13 protein-coding genes are annotated in these 16,861 nt (G+C 46.2%); 5 read left to right on the forward strand and 8 right to left on the reverse strand.

Translation table 11 applies throughout. The features are described from left to right. Positions 1–14: 14 nt before the first annotated feature. The 5 genes from QUB39_RS18695 to QUB39_RS18715 form a co-directional block, all read right to left on the reverse strand. Positions 15–335, reverse strand: coding sequence for a type II toxin-antitoxin system Phd/YefM family antitoxin (locus QUB39_RS18695; protein ID WP_333057036.1), 321 nt, complete (start codon positions 333–335; stop codon positions 15–17). 103 nt (positions 336–438) lie between these two features. Further along, positions 439–1,050 (reverse strand): hypothetical protein, encoded by a 612-nt coding sequence (locus QUB39_RS18700; protein WP_333057035.1) that lies wholly within the window; start codon positions 1,048–1,050, stop codon positions 439–441. A 27-nt stretch (positions 1,051–1,077) separates the two neighbouring features. Next, positions 1,078–1,326 carry a hypothetical protein gene (locus QUB39_RS18705; RefSeq protein WP_333210248.1) on the reverse strand — a complete coding sequence of 83 codons (249 nt, stop codon included), beginning with the start codon at positions 1,324–1,326 and terminating at the stop codon, positions 1,078–1,080. Positions 1,327–1,474: 148 nt separating this feature from the next. Then, positions 1,475–3,475, reverse strand: coding sequence for an ArnT family glycosyltransferase (locus QUB39_RS18710; protein ID WP_445243114.1), 2,001 nt, complete (start codon positions 3,473–3,475; stop codon positions 1,475–1,477). Positions 3,476–3,927: 452 nt separating this feature from the next. After that, a complete protein-coding gene (locus QUB39_RS18715; protein WP_333057033.1) occupies positions 3,928–4,506 on the reverse strand; it encodes a hypothetical protein in 579 nt (192 codons plus the stop codon). A gap of 364 nt (positions 4,507–4,870) precedes the next feature. On the opposite strand from QUB39_RS18715, the gene QUB39_RS18720 reads away from it, so the two are divergent. Then, complete coding sequence (locus QUB39_RS18720) at positions 4,871–5,203, forward strand: DUF565 domain-containing protein (RefSeq protein ID WP_333057032.1); 333 nt, start codon at positions 4,871–4,873, stop codon at positions 5,201–5,203. A gap of 75 nt (positions 5,204–5,278) precedes the next feature. Then, positions 5,279–6,439 carry a glycerate kinase gene (locus tag QUB39_RS18725; protein ID WP_333057030.1) on the forward strand — a complete coding sequence of 387 codons (1,161 nt, stop codon included), beginning with the start codon at positions 5,279–5,281 and terminating at the stop codon, positions 6,437–6,439. A 226-nt stretch (positions 6,440–6,665) separates the two neighbouring features. Here the strand turns inward: QUB39_RS18725 and QUB39_RS18730 are convergent, their stop codons facing one another. After that, a complete protein-coding gene (locus QUB39_RS18730) occupies positions 6,666–7,031 on the reverse strand; it encodes a hypothetical protein (RefSeq protein WP_333057028.1) in 366 nt (121 codons plus the stop codon). 327 nt (positions 7,032–7,358) lie between these two features. On the opposite strand from QUB39_RS18730, the gene QUB39_RS18735 reads away from it, so the two are divergent. Beyond that, positions 7,359–7,886, forward strand: coding sequence for an orange carotenoid protein N-terminal domain-containing protein (locus QUB39_RS18735; RefSeq protein ID WP_333057027.1), 528 nt, complete (start codon positions 7,359–7,361; stop codon positions 7,884–7,886). 306 nt (positions 7,887–8,192) lie between these two features. On the opposite strand, the gene QUB39_RS18740 is transcribed toward QUB39_RS18735, so the two are convergent. Beyond that, entirely contained in the window at positions 8,193–10,061 is a 1,869-nt protein-coding gene (locus QUB39_RS18740) for a PAS domain-containing sensor histidine kinase (protein ID WP_333485125.1), read from the reverse strand. 397 nt (positions 10,062–10,458) lie between these two features. Between QUB39_RS18740 and QUB39_RS18745 the strand changes: the two genes are divergently transcribed. Further along, positions 10,459–11,178 carry a response regulator transcription factor gene (locus QUB39_RS18745; RefSeq protein WP_333259428.1) on the forward strand — a complete coding sequence of 240 codons (720 nt, stop codon included), beginning with the start codon at positions 10,459–10,461 and terminating at the stop codon, positions 11,176–11,178. Between the two features lie 645 nt (positions 11,179–11,823). Further along, complete coding sequence (locus tag QUB39_RS18750; RefSeq protein ID WP_333057023.1) at positions 11,824–13,476, forward strand: alpha-amylase family glycosyl hydrolase; 1,653 nt, start codon at positions 11,824–11,826, stop codon at positions 13,474–13,476. A 347-nt stretch (positions 13,477–13,823) separates the two neighbouring features. Here the strand turns inward: QUB39_RS18750 and QUB39_RS18755 are convergent, their stop codons facing one another. Continuing rightward, a complete protein-coding gene (locus tag QUB39_RS18755) occupies positions 13,824–16,475 on the reverse strand; it encodes an EAL domain-containing protein (RefSeq protein WP_333485126.1) in 2,652 nt (883 codons plus the stop codon). Between the last annotated feature and the right edge of the window lie 386 nt (positions 16,476–16,861).

Genomic DNA, 16,861 nt, shown 5'->3' on the forward strand with positions numbered 1-16,861 from the left:
TAGCGCCTGAACTCTTATGCTTTGTATCGTAAATTGCTAAACACCAGTTTTTTGGCATCTTTCTGTGCCTGCTTGGTGTATACCAGATTCCCATTCACCACTGCAACTGGCGATCGCAATCCTCGATCGCCGTTGCCATTCCTTCCCGAATTGATTCCCGCATCCCTGGCACTGAGAGAAGATACAGTGTCTCCTTCCTGCACAGATGCCCAGTCAGATTCAGATAATAACACTGTATTGCTAGTCTGTCCTGCGATCACAATAGGTTGGTGTGACTGACTCACCGCATCGATCAACTGCTGCAACTGCTTTTGGGCTTCATTGATTGGAATCATAATCTTCCACTTTTCTAAATACGCTTTTCTCGATGATGTGGCGTGGCTGTAGACACTCCCTTAATTATGAGCGATCGTTCCCTTTCTGGCTTCTATATCCATTTTATTTTAAGGTTAGGTCAAGACTTTCTATTTGTTTCTGTGTGTCGGGGTGCACCTGAATATTCAATTGCTCAATTTGTTCTCGCAGATAACCCTCAGAAATGATTACATCGTCCCATTCTTGCGAATAGTAAATCAAGCTTTCACCCCAAAAATCCTGAACTATATAATCTAAAACTTCCAAAGCAAATTTTAATGTCTCTGTGGAAGCTTCGCAATCAGGAGCGGCAGAAAAATGGACAATGATGTTTCGCAGATCGCCAAATTTTTGATATCTATCTAATTCCTTGATTCTATAACCAGTTGTCGCCCAAAGAACTTCAGGTAACTCTGAATAAATTAAAGTTCGACTGTACTTAAAGAGTTCCTTGATACTCAATACATCCTTAGTAGTATTTGATTTAGGGTAGGACTTGAAGATTAAAAGCGGATGCTCTTCAGCAATGCGTGCCTTGATAAGTATTTCTGCTCCATGTGCTGCATGAACTACCGACAACATATGAGCAAAAGGCCTCGTGATCTCGCTAAATGTTGCATCATAAATAGCTCTCCCAAGAATATGAAGCCCAAATTCTTTCATGTGCTGTGATACTTGTTTTGTCTCAGGATTCATCTAATCTACTCCGTAACGCTAGTTAACTCACGATCGCTGATTGACATCTTGAGCCGCCATCATTGCATTGATGTGGGTAAAGATACGATCTAATTCCCCAATGGCATCGAGTTCGGCTGCCTCTTCTGCTATTAGTCGATCGTCCTTCTTCTTCTCTAACAAATTTTCCATACGCTGTGGCAGCGATTCACTAAATTTGAACAACTTCCACCGATCGACTTTTTCAATGCAAATCTCATGGATTAATGAGGAGGGTTTGTTGAGAATTGAAACCATTGTAGGCTCCCAGCTTCGGGCTTTAGGTAGTGACTAGATTATAGCTTTTGCAGTCCTGGACGCACCATATCCAAATTCCGGGGCAACCACGGGGGGATTGCCCCTACTTTCACACCATATAGGTCGGCTCACACCGCAGTACAATCCACTATCGAAATGCTGTTCTCGGAACCCTGGCGAGTTGGTAAGCGCCCCGACTGTCCAACAATTGATATTGATTTGGCTGCAATCCTAATTCCACAAATTTCTCTGGATATCCCAGCAACAAAATAGAGGGAGAATTTGGGTTTTTAGATTCCTTAATGTAGTCGATCGCCCTTCTGACAGCTCGGTAGTAAGTCACCGGCTCTTGGGTATAAAAAACCAGACTGGGTTTCCAGAAACCAACCATAATAAACTCTTCCCCCGGCAGTTTTTGTTGAACCGCAACCTGCGCTAACTGTCTCAGAGGTAACTGGCGGTTGATATCGACCAATTTGTAGGCGGGAGTAAGACCAAAGATGATAAATGCTACTAACCCGATGAAGTTAGCAACCAAAATCCAGCGCTGTTGCCGCTGCCAAAGTAAAAGTCCGATCGCCACCGCTGTAATTATCCAAATCGTACCGCCTACAATCAGCAATCCCGACTGCTGAATTGCTTGGGGAAAATTGGGCATAGCCGGGTCGTCTCCGAGCCAGTTGTAGCAGTAGAAAGTTGCTCCGGCTATAATCAGTAAAAATATGACATTGAAAATGTATGTAACTAACAGCCCTCGCGGTAAAGAATTAGGTTTTTTTTCTAACTTTGCCCGCCTATTTTCTGGTTCGTTGCCTGCAATAATATCGCTCCACAGCAGCGTTACCAAAATCGCAGCGGCGGGGATTAAAGGCAATACATAACTGGGCAATTTGGTCACGGCGATCGTAAAAAAGCCAAAGATGCAGACGAACCAAAATAGGGCAAATAAACTCAACTGAGCCGATCGCGGTTGACGACGCCAGTAACTGCGCTGCCAAAAACGGGTGCGGGCGATCGCCACCGGCAAATAAATCGACCAAGGTGCAAAACCAACTAGCACTACAAAAAAGTAAAAATACCAAGGCGCGGAGTGCTTGTTGACTACTCCAGTAAAACGCTGGAAATTGTGATAGCCAAAAAAGCTGTCAATATAAGTTTGACCGTTGTCTAAAATAACCAAAATGTACCAAGGCAAGGCGATCGCCAGAATAATCAAGATTCCCGACACCGGACGCATTTCGCGCCAAAGTTGCCAAAAATTTCCCAAATAAAGCCCGAAGCAGCCAACAATCAGCGCTGGCAAGACAATTCCCACAGGCCCCTTAGCCAGAATTGCTAAGGCAATTAGTACGTAAAAAGTCAGATACCACTTATTGGGAAATCGGGAAGCGGAAACGGTGGAAAATTCGGCTTTTTCTCTCTGTTCTTCTAGAGTGTAACCGAGAAAAAATGCGAATAGTGCCGAACACATACAACTAACTAATAGCATATCTGAAACGCCAGTCCGTCCCCAGGCAATAGTTTGGGGATTTAAAGCTATTAGGGCAGCACCAATCCAGGGAGTAGAAAGAAAAATAGGAATACTAGGAGAAGGGGAGAGTGGGGGAGTGGGAGAGTGGGAGAACGAGGGAGAAAAGACAGTTACATTCATCCGTGTATCCGTGTCCGAATCCGTATCGTGCCCTTCTTCCTTATTCCTGACATCCGTTAAATCCGTTACAGAATCCGTTGCCGAACTTCCTCCTTCCTTCGATAAGGTATAGAATCCGAGGCAAGTCAGACCGATCGCACACAAGGCCGAGGGAAGACGCACGGCCCATTCGTTAACACCCAGCGTGCGGTAAGCCACCGCCATCAGCCAGTAAATCAACGGTGGCTTGTCAAACCTCGTTTCGCCGTTGAAATAAGGAGTGATCCAATCCCCTGTCAGCGTCATTTGACGGGCGGCTTCGGCAAACAACGGTTCGGTTTCGTCAACTAAACCGATGTTGCCGAGATTCCACAAGAAACCTACCCAGGCGATCGCGCACAGCCATAAAAGCGACAGCAGCTTTGGTGCGATCCTCTTCGAGGGCTTTCCTTCGGATCGCTTCGCTAACGCTAACGGGCGCTTCCTAAACTCTGACAAATTTTTAATAACTTCCTTCACGCAAACTTCCTGCGATTTTAGATTTTAAATTTTAGCTCGCATAGAGAGTCTACCGAAAGATTCGCATTCTCGAAACTCCCCATTCGATCGAATCTGGTTAAACTCAGATGTTACACCATTCTCAAGAAGGCTTTTATGAACAGGCTTTCCGGCCTGTTCCACAATAAAATTCACTCTTTGTGGAACAGGCCGGAAAGCCTGTTAAGCGAGAATGGTGCAAGATATCAGTTAAACAGAGATGTTGCACCATTCTCAACAAGCCTTTCAGGGGCTGGCTCTCCTGCCCAACCCCTACTCCCCACAAGAAAATTCACTCTTTGTGGAACAGGCCCAAAAGCCTGTTAAGCGAGAATGGTGCAAGATATGTGAGTTTAACCTCCCATAGCCCATTCTCAACAAGACCGGATCGACCGGAATTCTCGACCCAAATTTCCGCACCTGCAGCTAAGCGTTCACGGCTGCAAAATTAATTGCCATTCTCCGGCTGTGCTGTTCCAAGCCGGCGAGGGTGTCTCCCCGGCGACGAAAGGCCCCCAGTAGCGGCGAGAACCATCCTGAGCAAAAACCACTAAAATGTCTCCCCGTTTGACTTGTAACTTTCCCTCCGGCAGCGATAGCATCAGTCCCTTGCCGCCACCTTCCCCCGGCGCAAAATCCCAGTGCGCCGGTTTGCCGTAGGATTCCTTGGCTTGCCGTTTCGACAGCAGGGCCACTCGCACTGGGTGTTCGCTGCGGTTGCTGACGCGCAAACGGCCGGAGGCTTTAGCATCTACAGGGATTGAGGAAAGCACTTCCTCCTCTGGATCTGGGGGGGTTGGTGTTGAGTCGGGTTTGGGCTCGCTAGCGGTGTCTGCTGAATCTGTCGCAACTGGAGAAATGGGGGGTATGGGGGGGAGTGCGGTGGCTTGTGAGGGCCAATCGCTCGACTGATTTGAACCGTTGGAGATAGTGATTTCAAAACGTCCTAGAAACATTCCTGTAATTAGGACGATCGACACTCCAATTACGAGCTGGTAAATTTTAAGATTCATAAATTTTAGGCTTAAAGGATAGACTGCACCCGCAATGAGTCTTAACTATTTTTAATGTAAAACCAGGGGCTGCTGTGACACAAGATACAGTTACACTTAATGACTTAACCGTTCTCTGCTATAATTCGCCAATCGCTTAATACCATCTTAGATGTTAAATTTTATATTTTAGATGGCGACATACTGACCGCGGTAAGAATTTGGATTTAGCCTGGAGGGGCATTTGTTGACTCATCGTTATAGCTTTTAATAGCAGTTGAAAAAAAAAGTGCTACTCTATGCCCGTACTCCAAAACCCAATATTCATCAGTAATTCCGCATCTCAAATCTCCAATCTCGAATCTCCAATGGTATAACTTTTTTTATGCAGAATACCCGAATTAACAGATTGATTGATGTTCTGGGCGAGCGATTCCGAGGCTGGCTGAGCAATCCTTGGCGGCGGATTTCGCTACTGCTAATTAGCCTGCTTTTCGGCACTTTTTTGGGAACTGCTATTTCGACTATCGCCGGACAATCAGCAGATTGGGATATTATCGCGGCCGGGCTGTTGGTGTTGTTGACTGAGTTTGCGAGCTGGCTGGTTTACGGCAGCCCGCGGCCTGTAGCCCGTTCTTTTTGGGTGGATATGCTCTATGCTCTGAAAATTGGCGTGACTTACAATTTATTTGTGGAGGCTTTCAAACTTGGCTCTTAAAAGGAGGGGAAATATTTGTCGGTTGTAGATAGTAATTGGACAAAACCAGCCCCCGCTAGCGAGAGTTTTTAGGATATGGATCGATCGACTGTAACCCCTGTTGAAATTTTACATCGATGGCAAGCCGGCGATCGCCCGATCGCTCCCGACTTCGATCACCTGGCTTTGTGGGAACTTGCGGATGATGTGCGATCCTCTTCGAGGGCTTCGCGAACGCGCGCTTTTGGGATTACTCCTGACAGTGTAGCCGATGTTGTCCGCTGCAAAACCGATTTATTCTTTTCTCTTCTTGACGAACTGCATACTTTCCCCCTAAAGTCAACTGTTTTCCTCGAAACTTTGTGGAATCTGTGGCTGCCGCTGGCAATGCAATTATCGACTGCCAAACAAAGTTTAAACCGTCCTTTAATTCAAGGAATTTTAGGAGGGCAAGGAACGGGAAAAACTACTTTATGCCAAGTTTTGAGGCTGATTCTGGGAAAATTGGGATATTCTACTGTCAGCCTTTCTTTAGACGATCTTTACAAGACTTATGCCGATCGCCAACAACTCCAAAAAGCAGACCCGCGTTTAATTTGGCGCGGCCCCCCCGGCACTCACGATATTGACTTGGGAATCGCAGTTTTAGACAAGTTGCGCGGTTCTCAAACTCATAATTTAGCAGCATTTGACAATCCCAAATCAGATGCCCTCAAACCGGATATAATTAAAAATATAGAAATTCCCAGGTTTGACAAATCAGCCTATGGAGGTGCAGGAGATAGAAGTCAACCCGAAATTATTTCCGGTGCGGATATTGTACTTTTTGAAGGTTGGTTTGTCGGTGTGAATCCGGTGGTTGATGCCAAATTAAACGAGTTTTTGGCGGCTGCACCGTTTCCGATTTCCACAGAAAGCGACTGTCAGTTTGCGCGCGATATGAATGCGAAGCTGCACGACTATCTGCCCCTGTGGAACCGATTAGATCGGTTGATGGTTTTGTATCCCCAAGATTATCGCATTTCTCAAGTGTGGCGCAATCAGGCGGAACGGGAAATGATGGCGACGGGGAAGTCGGGAATGTCAGAAGCGGAAATTAATCGGTTTGTCGAATATTTCTGGAAAGCGCTGCATCCCGAGTTATTTATTAAGTCGATGGTTGAGGAGGGCGATCGCGTGGATTTAGTAATTGAAATTTTGGGCGATCGCACTGTCGGCCAAATCTGTCGGGCGATCGACTTAAAATTAAGCGATTAGGGAGAGTTAAAATTAACGCTTTAAGGACACAAAAATGTTGTGTCCCTACCCTATTGCAGCTTTTAAGGACAAAACCTTGTTCCGTCCCTACTGTATTGCAGCTTATCGTACAGTCACTTGCAGGACTTATATAAAAAGTGGTTTGACGCGCGAATTATAGGGGGAAGGCGCGTCATAAGCACCCTACAATACAGAGGTTGTCCGTCGAGGATGGAGAATTTCTAAATTAACTGCCGGGAGTACCAAGATCGATCGCTTTCTGCATCAAATCGTCGGTAACTTCGCCCGGTGTACCTGCAGGCTTAATTTCCTGAGCCATCGAACGAAAATCAGCGGGATTGCCGCTTGTATCTGCCGGCTTTGCGATATCTTTAGGAGCGGGAATAGGAAATTTAGGTGCAGTTGCAGCGGCGGCAGCTTGAGCGCCGGCACCCGTGCGATCGATGTCACTAACACTAAATTCTTTTGAAGCTTCGTAGTCTGCTGATACATCAACTGTCGGCAACTTTTGTTCTCCAGCTTCCACGCTTTCAGTTATCTGCTGAGCGTCAAAGCTTTCAGTGTTATTTGGTTCTGTATTGATTTGAGACATAGCCGACTCCTTTCTAGTTTTATTTAACAATTTACTGTATTTATTGTGATTCTATTTCGTTAATTTTTCATCTACCCGTAGATATATCGCGCGCTTCTATCTCAAGGCTGATTTATTCTCATGTGGCTGGTCAACATTACACGAGTTTCCTAAACTAATCCAACTATATGCAAGCTTCAAACCCATACCTCATCTGTCATTCTCAATTCTTTCATCTAAAATCTAAAATTTAAAACCTCAAATCGTATTACCTCTTCGGGATGGTGACTGGCACTTACAAATGTTGATATTTATATATTCTGAAAGCATTTTTAAGGAATTTTGTTTATGAACTCACCCGCCGCCACCAATCCTCACTCTCTCTCCAACGACACTCAAAACATCGTTCAGACAATCAACGGGTTGGGTACAGATGAAAAGCTGGCGCTGCTCTACTTTGTTTATGAAAAAATGGGAGATTCAATTACACCAGCCGCTCCCGCCGCCGCCGAACCAGAATTAGCTCCCATGCTGCTGGATGATTTTTACAAGCTTTCGGCCGATCAACAACTGAATATCATGCGAGGTATTGTCAACCGCGACGACACGCCCTATTCTCACGCTTACGGAGCTTTAACTGCTAACAATCAGTTGGTGGTTTGGTATGCTTGGGCGATTGGTATGGGTGAAACAATTGTCGATATCCCCGACGGATATGAGGCAACTGAGGCTGTCAATGGCGTGTTGGGTCAAATTGAAGGTCTTGATTTTGAACAGCAAATTTCGGTGCTGCGCGACGTAGCTAATAATATGGGCTACACCGATGTTAAACCAATTGCTACTCAGGCAGAAGTAGGGAAAACTTCTAGTCTTTAGATAAGAGTCTGCTGTTGCAACCTATCCTACACAAACTCTCCTCCTAGCAGAGAGGGACTCAAGAATAAAGGAATTACCCAAAACCTCTATATGTAGGGTGCGTCTCGGCGCACCCTACCGCTATAATTAGTAGGTAACACCTTTTTTTGCTCTTAGTCCTATTTATTTTTTCGTCTATTAAGCTGTTGTGCATTTAAAGCACTAAGGAATGAGAATTAAATAACTTCCACAAGTTTGTGGGACGGGCGGGACGCCCATCCCACAATAACAATTAAAATTGTAAGTTATTTAATTCGCGATCCTTAGTCAGGAAGTAAGTTTTTTAGGATAAACTTTTCGCGGAAATTCCATCCGAAATATCGAACCTTTTTTGGGTTGACTTTCAGCAGTAATTGTGCCGTCGATCATCTTGACTAAAGAGGCACAAATAGCTAGTCCTAAACCAGTGCCTGGATATTGGCGAGTTGTGGTTTGGTCGCCTTGGTGGAACTTGTCGAAAATGTGGGGAAGAGCCTTTTCACAGATGCCGATTCCTGTATCCCGAACGGTGATAATTAGCCGATCGCGATTTAATTCCCGCACCTCAATATAGATGCTGCCCTCATGTGTGAATTTAACCGCGTTGGAAACGAGATTGACCAAAATTTGCCGCAGGCGCAACTTGTCATTAACTATAAACTGATGCTGCAAGCACACGCTGACGGACAATGCCACATTCTTATCGGTGGCTTGATTTCCGAATTCCAAGGCGACATCCATTACTAAATTTGCTAAATCAAATTTTTCAATTGTTAATTCTGTGCGGCCGCTCTCGATTTTGGAGAGGTCGAGGATATCGTTAATCAGCAGTAGCAGGTTTTTGCCGTTATCTAAAATGCGCCCCACCATTTCTTTTTGCTGGGCACTGAGCAGTTGTTTGTGCTGGCGCAGCAGCAATTGGGAAAAGCCGATAATCGAATTCATGGGAGTTCGCAATTCGTGGGACATGATGCCCAAAAATTGCGATTTTAACTTGGCTGCTTCTAGCAGTTCCAATTTTTGCTGTTGAATGCGTCGCCCCTGATTTTCCAGTTCTTCCTGCTGGCGAATTAGCAGCTCGTTTTGCAAGTCTAAAAGCTGTTCCTGCTTTTTTAATTTTTCGATCGCCAGTGCGTTATTAATGGCCATCGCCGCTTGTTTTCCCATCACCGCCAGCAGTTGCTGAGTATGCCCGTCCATCGCCGTGCTGTCTTTCCCGTTGCCGATGGCGAGCACACCCAAACGCCCGCTTTGCCCCGACTCGATCGCCGCTGCACAAGCCGCCGCCGGCAGCAAGCCTTTGCGGCACTCCGACCGCCACAGTACAGACTCTCCCGTCGCAAATGCTTTCCACAGCAGCTTGTTTTGCACGTGCGGGGTTTTGCCCCCACCAAAGTTTTCCGTACCCCCGACAGCGCTGAGTTTGAGGCCGCTGCAATCCGACTCCAGGAGAGCAACTAGGCAAAATTCCGCTCCCGCGATCGCCTCTACAGTCGCGTCCGCGATGGCTTGCAACAACTGGCACAAACTGCCCGCGCGCTGGCTCAATATATTTGTAAACTGCTCTATCACCTGTAACTCCCGCCCAGCCTCTATTACCGTCCGGGCTTGGCACAATTTTTCTACTTTGAAATTAGCTTCCGAGCACGCTTGATGCGGCCAAAACTCTGGTTCTGCTTGGGGCTCGGCTTTAGTTTGTTCGATCGGCTCCATATCTGTGTAGGTTCCCACCCACTCCAAAACTTCCTGACTGTCGGGGTTAGCGAGCCTTCCTTTGGCCACGTTCCAGCGGTAAGTGCCCTCTCGCGTCTGCAGGCGAAATAGAATTTCGTAGCTTGGCGGTGGGAACTTAGAACTGTGCGATCTCGCCAATAGACGAGGGCGGTCTTCTGGGTGGACGCGCGCCAGATAGCCGAAACCCAAAGCTGCTGCTGCTGGTACGCCTGTGTACTCCTCCCAGCGCTGACAGAAATAAGTAGCCCAGCCGTCGGCCTTTGTTTTCCAAACTATGTGAGGAATTGCCGACCACAGGCGATCGTCCTGAGTTTCGCGGTCGCCAACTTGCGGTTGGGGGGATGTTATTTCAGATACTTTGTGTAAGATTTCCGAGTCGGAAAACTCCGAGGGAAAAGACTTATTGCCGTGATACTGAGTCATAACAGGTTATATAAATAAGCATTGGACTAGAGCCCTAACATCGGCTAAAGACTCGTGCGGCTAGCTTTATTGATTTTGACCGCCCTGGTGCATCAAAACTTTTTATACTTTAAATTTATCTGGGTAGTGGTATCTTTACCTCTATCAACGGGCGGACAAGGAGATAATTCAGTTAAACTGTTAAAACATTGAGAGCTTACCTGTCCCGATCCGGATAGTGCAGGCATCGTCGCAAAATAACTTAAAAATTAACTTGCATTCTTGGCTGCTGCATGAGTATGCTTAACAATGATGTGCGACCTGTAAAACCCTAAATCAGGACACATTCTCAAATTTACTCAGTTTAGCTGAGTCAGTTGACGATATTTTAAAAGTTTAGCGGACTATTGGAAGAAAGATGAGTAAAATTCGCGTTGCTTTGGTAGAAGACCATGACCTGACAAGAGTCGGCATCCGCACAGCTTTACAACAGCGTGACACGATAGAAGTTGTTGGCGATGCAGCTAACGCTACAGAGGGATTGAAACTGCTTCAGTCTTCAAAACCTGACGTGGCAATTGTAGATATTGGGTTGCCGGATTTTGACGGCATTGAACTGACACAAAAGTTCAAAAAATCCTTAGAGGAGTCCGATCCAGATACAAAAATTTTGATTCTGACTTTTCAGGACAATGAAGAAGAAGTTCTGGCAGCTTTTGCCGCCGGAGCTGACTCTTACTGCATGAAAGATATTAGCTTCGATCAGTTATTAGATGTAGTAAAAGTAACTCACGAAGGTAACTCTTGGATCGATCCGGCGATCGCCCGTATCGTCCTGAAACAAGCTCGCACTCAGGAACCCGCGCCGGAAGAACCGAAGGCTGAGGGCAAAAGAGTCACCATTAAGGCTGCCGAACCAGAGTTTAGTCACATCATTGAGACTTACCCTTTAACCGAGCGGGAATTAGAAGTTTTGGAACTAATCGTGCAGGGTTACAGCAATGCTGCAATCGCCGAAAAGCTGTACATTACTGTCGGTACAGTCAAGACTCACGTCCGCAATATTTTGAACAAGTTGTGCGCTGATGACCGCACTCAGGCAGCCGTTCTCGCCCTGCGTTCTGGCTTGGTTGGATGAAGCCCGATCGTCAGGCAAAATCAAGTTAAAAGTAGGGTGCGCTGGGCGCACCTTACGGCCAATCGATTTGAGATTTGAGATTTTAGATTAAAGAATTGAAGCATTGACTTGCGCGAGATAAATTCGGGGGTTCCTTTATCGGATACACGTTTTTTATTTCTGGGTCCTGAGTCTGCTTTTGGAATGAATCACGGGGCGGGTATCCTGGAGGCTTTCGGTCACTGATTAAGGGTGTGCAGTGCACACCGAATGACTAATTGTTATCAAAAAATTAGGGCAGGCAGTGTGTACCAGCCGAGCAATTGTTTCTTGTTAAAAAAAAGATCGAGTTTAAATCCGCATCTATCCCAGTACAGATATTTTTTTCAAAATTTTAAAAAGTAAATATACCTTAAGATAGATGCTAAAAAACTATCATATTACTAATACTTATTGTTGAGCGATCGCCAGTGAGATAAATTTCGATCGCACTGCCAATACTGCGCGATTTCACTTCATAAAAGGCAGAGACAGAGACTAGATTACGATACTTTTAGGAAGAGTTAAGCCTTAAATAAATTATATCCGTAGAGTGATGCTGAGTTCGCTTAAATTTGTAAAATTAAAAGTATCAACTGCTACTGAAAAATTTTAGAAAGAGGTATTATGGCTGCCCCAATTGAATTCAAGTTATTTGCTCCCTACAACAAAGGAGCTGCCGTGATTGGCTCTTTTTCTAATTGGGAAGATATTCCGATGGAAAAGGACGAAGAAGGTTTTTTTCGCACGCGAGTTGAGTTGGAGGATGGCGTTTATCAATACAAATTCCGCGTTCAGTCGAAAAGCTGGTTTCTGGAACCCGATCAGTGGGTAGATGTGGTCGATCCCTACGCGACTGACATTGACGATCCTACTCAAAACGGCATTGTTCGGATCAAAGATGGCTCGCGCATTGTCGATACCTACGTCTGGAAACACGATGACAAACCGCTACCAGCCGATCGGGAATTAGTGATTTACGAAATGCACGTTGCCGACTTTTCCGGTGGCGAAGACGATCCCCTAGCCCGCGGCAAGTACAAGCACGTCGTCGAAAAACTCGATTACCTAGTCGAACTCGGCGTCAACGCGATCGAACTCATGCCCCTCAAAGAATACCCAGGCGACTACAGTTGGGGCTACAACCCTCGCTACTTCTTCGCTACCGAGTCCAGCTACGGAACCACAGAAGAACTCAAAAACCTGATAGACGAGTGTCACGGGCGGGGGATTCGCGTCATCATCGACGGTATTTACAACCACTCGGAATCATCGAGCCCCCTCACTCAAATCGATCACGATTATTGGTATCACCACGAACCCCGCGATCCAGATAACAATTGGGGCCCGGAATTTAACTACGAATTTTACGACGAAAATTTAGGAACTTTCCCGGCGCGCAGATTTGCTGGCGATACAGTCCGCTATTGGGTTCAAGAATATCATCTCGACGGCATTCGTTTCGACGCGGCGCGACAAATAGCTAACTACGATTTCATGCACTGGGTAGTTCAAGAAGCCAAAAATGTCGCCGGCCCCAAACCGTTTTATACCGTTGCCGAATACATTCCCGACGATCCCAGCATCACTAATCTAGAGGGGCCGATGGACGGCTGCTGGCACGACAGTTTCTATCACTCGATAATTCCACAACTGTGCGGGGACAATTTTGATTTAGAACGCCTCAAAGAGGTAATCGACTGCAAGCGGCAAGGTTACTTGGGTGCTACGAATGTAGTCAATTATTTGAGTAATCACGATCACGATCGCATTTTTGCCGAATTTGGCGATCGGGGAATTTTGGATGAAGCCGCCTTCAAGCGGGCAAAGTTGGGAACCGTGCTGTTAATGACAGCAGTTGGCGTGCCGCTGATTTGGATGGGCGAAGAATTTGGCGAATACAAAGGCAAAACTATTGAGCAATCTAAAATTGACTGGACGCTGCTAGGAAATGACCTGAATAAAGGTTTGTGGGAATACTACAAAGGCTTGATTCACCTGCGTAAAAATAACCAAGCACTTTACACAGAAAACATCGAGTTTTTCCACGAAGATCCCGACTCGAAAGTTTTTGCTTACACTCGCTGGAACGATGAAGGTTCGAGAGTTGTAGTAGTGGCGAATATGTCGGAAAATTATCTAGCAGGTTACAGCGTTCCCCACTTTCCGGCAAACGGAACTTGGCACGAATGGACTGGGAATTATGATGTTGAATCTGGCGATGACAATATTATGATTGACTTGCCGGAATACGAAGCAAAAGTGTTTGTTTGGCAGTAAGGCAACGGAGGACAAAGGCTTTCGCCGTTTCCCTAGCCCAAAATAATCATTATGTAGGAAAGGGCACTGCCTTTCGTCGTGTCAACTTAATCTATCAGTCCGCCAGTCCTCCCACCCGGCAGTCCGCCAGGGACTGAAGTCCCTGTCTAATAGCTGAAGTCCTCGCTATGAGGACTAATGAGTTTTTCAGTCCTCTTCAGAGGACTTCGGCTTTGAGGCAGGGGTTTCAACCCCTGCCGGACTGCCGGAGTGCGGGTTTAACGCTAAGTTGACACCTATGGGCATGGCGCCGTGTCCTACTCCCCGCGCCGGAAACGGCGAAAGCGTTTGTCCCTATCAGATATCGCTCAAAAGAGAAGCTTTTGTTTGTTCCCCGATTGATTTTCTAAGCACAATTGGGTGATGGCCGCCGCCGGTATTGGTTTGCTAAAGAAGTAACCCTGACCCATATCGCACTTATGCGATCGCAAAAACGCCAACTGTTCTGCTGTTTCCACTCCCTCAGCAATCACCTGTAAATTCAGGCCCTGTCCCAAGGCGATCGCCAGTTTCACAATAGTAGCACCGCTGCTGCCAGTCACCAAATCGGCCACGAAAGATTTGTCTATTTTTAAATTATTGAGGGGAAAGTTTTTCAGAGACCACAGCGAAGAATAACCGGTGCCAAAATCGTCCAGAGAAATGTTAATTCCCATGTCCTGCAACTGCTGCAATACCGACACCGTAAAGCTCACATCTGTCATGGCAATGCTCTCGGTAATTTCTATTTCTAAATATTCGGGATTTAACTTGGTTTCTGATAAAATTTCAGCGATGGTTTGTACCGTGTGAGGTTGCAGAAACTGGCGGGCTGATAAATTCACTGCTATCCGCATCGGCGGCAATCCCAGTAACTGCCACGCTCGATTTTGCAAGCAAGCAGTCCGCATCACCCATTCGTCAATTTGGCAGATTAATCCTGTTTCCTCAGCTAAGGGAATAAATCGATCGGGAGGAATCAAACCGCGTTCGGGATGCTGCCAGCGAATCAGAGCTTCCATGCCCACTATTTTGCCAGTATTTAAATTTATTTGCGGTTGATAGTACAGGACAAATTCTGAATTTTTTAGAGCTTTGTACAGATGATTTTCTAAGTTAAGATCCTCGGATACTTTACTGCCGATCGCCTGCGTGTAAAACTGATAATTATTGCGACCTTTCTGTTTAGCTTTGTACATCGCCGCATCAGCATTTTTCAGCAAAGTTTCTGCATCTTCTCCGTCGTAAGGAGCCAAAGCAATTCCCAAGCTAGCCTTAATATAAAGTTCCAGACCCTCAAAATCAAAAGGACTGCTTAAACTCTGGATAATGAGCTGGCAAATTTTAGTTGCTTCCTCTGGGGTGTTGATATTGTACAGCAGCACAGTAAATTCATCTCCGCCCCAACGAGCCATCGAATCCCCCAGGCGCAAACAGTTAGTCAAACGCCGAGATACACTTTGCAGCAACAAATCGCCCACTGGATGACCGAGAGTATCGTTAACATTTTTAAATCTATCTAAATCTAGAAAGATTACCGCCAGCATTTCTCCATTTTGGTGAGCGCTAGCTAAAGCCAAAGACAGCCTTTCATTAAACAGTAATCTATTAGGTAAACCAGTTAATGGGTCGTGAGAAGCTTGATGTCGGATCATCGCCTCGACACGCCTCTGCATTACAGCCATGTACAGGTGAGTTCCTAAAGATTGTGCTAGCTTCTGTTCTTCGCTAGTCCACTTTTGAGCTTCGCCTGTTTTGATTTCTTTCCAAGCTGCAAAGGATTGTCGGGGACGATCGTTCCGGGCGTCCGAACTGCAACGGCCCGCCCACAAAATTTCGGTTTGTATAGGGCTGCGAAAAACGGTGAGACAGCCGATGCACTGTTGGCGATATTGCAGCGGTACTGCCAAAAATGATCGAATGGAAGCTGCGACTAAATTGGCAGATACAGATTTGAGTTGAGGTTCTTTAGAAATATCGGAAATCGCGTACAAATGCGGTACGAGAAAACTGGAAATATTGGTGTCAATTGAGCTGTAATGCTGGGAATAGAGATTTTCAAAAATACCTAATTGGCTTGTATGGTTAGCAGTTTGCGATCGATCGTCTTGGTTTGCCCTCCCCATAATCTGCTGCCAAAATGGGCTGAGTTCCAGGTCGATGTCCGCGGGCTGCTGGCCACAGGTATAAAGCAAAGCGGGTCGATCGCCAAACTCGGCTGCAATGTAGAGTCGCCCTCCTGAACCACGCAAATGCTTGACAGTTTGTTCGAGAACTGCTTTCCGAATTTCGTTGAGTTCCAGAGGAGAATGCAGCAAACTGGTAATTTGGTTGATAACGGCTTCGTCACGCGCTTGCTGTCGGGCTTGACTCAGCAGAAAAGATTGGGCGATCGCAATTGAAAGTTGATCCACAAGCAACTGCACCATTTTCAATTCTCGATCGCTAAACCGTTTCGGTTGGCTATGGTGAGACACCAACAGCCCCCAAAGGTGATTTTGATGCAAAATCGGCACTGTCAGAGAAGAACGTGCCCCCATAGCCTTCAGATATTCAGCGTGACAGGGGTCTACAGGACGATAGCTAATATCTTCAACTGCTAAAGTTTGGCCGGTGTCGGGACAATCTAACCTATTAATTGTTTGATGCTTCAATTCCACATCTACAATCACTCGCTGCCGCGCTTTGAGAAACATTTCCCGAGCACTATGGGGAATGTCGCCTGGTGGAAAGCGCAAACCCAGCATAGATGGCAAATTGTCGCCGTTGATGGACTCAGCAATTACCTCACCGCTACCGTCGGCCTCAAAGCGATAAACTTTTACTCGATCGCTCTCTAAAAAGCTGCGGATTTCTCGCGCAGTTGTCGTCAAAATCTCTTGCAGTTCTAAAGAGTTGCGGATGCGATTGGTAATTCGATTGAGTAAAATCTCTTGTTCTAAAGTCGATCGTGACATTTGTGTAACTTTGGTGCGGGTCATGCCTTTTGATCTCCCGGGCTGTTGACAGCATTTTTGCGAGCCACAGTCTTAACTTGCCCTGTATTATACAATACAATACTTTCGCGCCGTCTAGGGGCTTGACCCTACCCCAGAGCGCGAAACTCGGTTTCTGGGGATATTTCTGGTTTTTAGACAAATTCGGGTGATAAACCGGGTTTTTCACAGCACTTACAAGGCAAGGCAAGAGCGATCGGACAATTAGTGAGGACGAAAGTTCGATCGAGTTGAATCAGGACTCAAGTCCTCACTACAAAGCAATTGCAGAGCTACCAGACAAAAGGTATATAGAAACCGGGTTGATCAACCAGTATTCTGCCCTCTGGAGGGAGAATACTGATTGCTCAAACCGGCTAGTAAGTATTTAT

It is taken from the genome of Microcoleus sp. AT8-B5, from assembly GCF_036705565.1.
Taxonomy (GTDB): Bacteria; Cyanobacteriota; Cyanobacteriia; order Cyanobacteriales; family Microcoleaceae; genus Microcoleus.

Coding starts and splice junctions, on each gene's coding strand:
- QUB39_RS18735 (WP_333057027.1), top strand. CDS start 7,359: ATGAACTCACCCGCCGCCACCAATCCTCACTCTCTCTCCAACGACACT.
- QUB39_RS18745 (WP_333259428.1), top strand. CDS start 10,459: ATGAGTAAAATTCGCGTTGCTTTGGTAGAAGACCATGACCTGACAAGA.
- QUB39_RS18715 (WP_333057033.1), bottom strand. CDS start 4,506: ATGAATCTTAAAATTTACCAGCTCGTAATTGGAGTGTCGATCGTCCTA.
- QUB39_RS18740 (WP_333485125.1), bottom strand. CDS start 10,061: ATGACTCAGTATCACGGCAATAAGTCTTTTCCCTCGGAGTTTTCCGAC.
- QUB39_RS18755 (WP_333485126.1), bottom strand. CDS start 16,475: ATGACCCGCACCAAAGTTACACAAATGTCACGATCGACTTTAGAACAA.
- QUB39_RS18720 (WP_333057032.1), top strand. CDS start 4,871: ATGCAGAATACCCGAATTAACAGATTGATTGATGTTCTGGGCGAGCGA.
- QUB39_RS18700 (WP_333057035.1), bottom strand. CDS start 1,050: ATGAATCCTGAGACAAAACAAGTATCACAGCACATGAAAGAATTTGGG.
- QUB39_RS18695 (WP_333057036.1), bottom strand. CDS start 335: ATGATTCCAATCAATGAAGCCCAAAAGCAGTTGCAGCAGTTGATCGAT.
- QUB39_RS18730 (WP_333057028.1), bottom strand. CDS start 7,031: ATGTCTCAAATCAATACAGAACCAAATAACACTGAAAGCTTTGACGCT.
- QUB39_RS18750 (WP_333057023.1), top strand. CDS start 11,824: ATGGCTGCCCCAATTGAATTCAAGTTATTTGCTCCCTACAACAAAGGA.
- QUB39_RS18725 (WP_333057030.1), top strand. CDS start 5,279: ATGGATCGATCGACTGTAACCCCTGTTGAAATTTTACATCGATGGCAA.
- QUB39_RS18705 (WP_333210248.1), bottom strand. CDS start 1,326: ATGGTTTCAATTCTCAACAAACCCTCCTCATTAATCCATGAGATTTGC.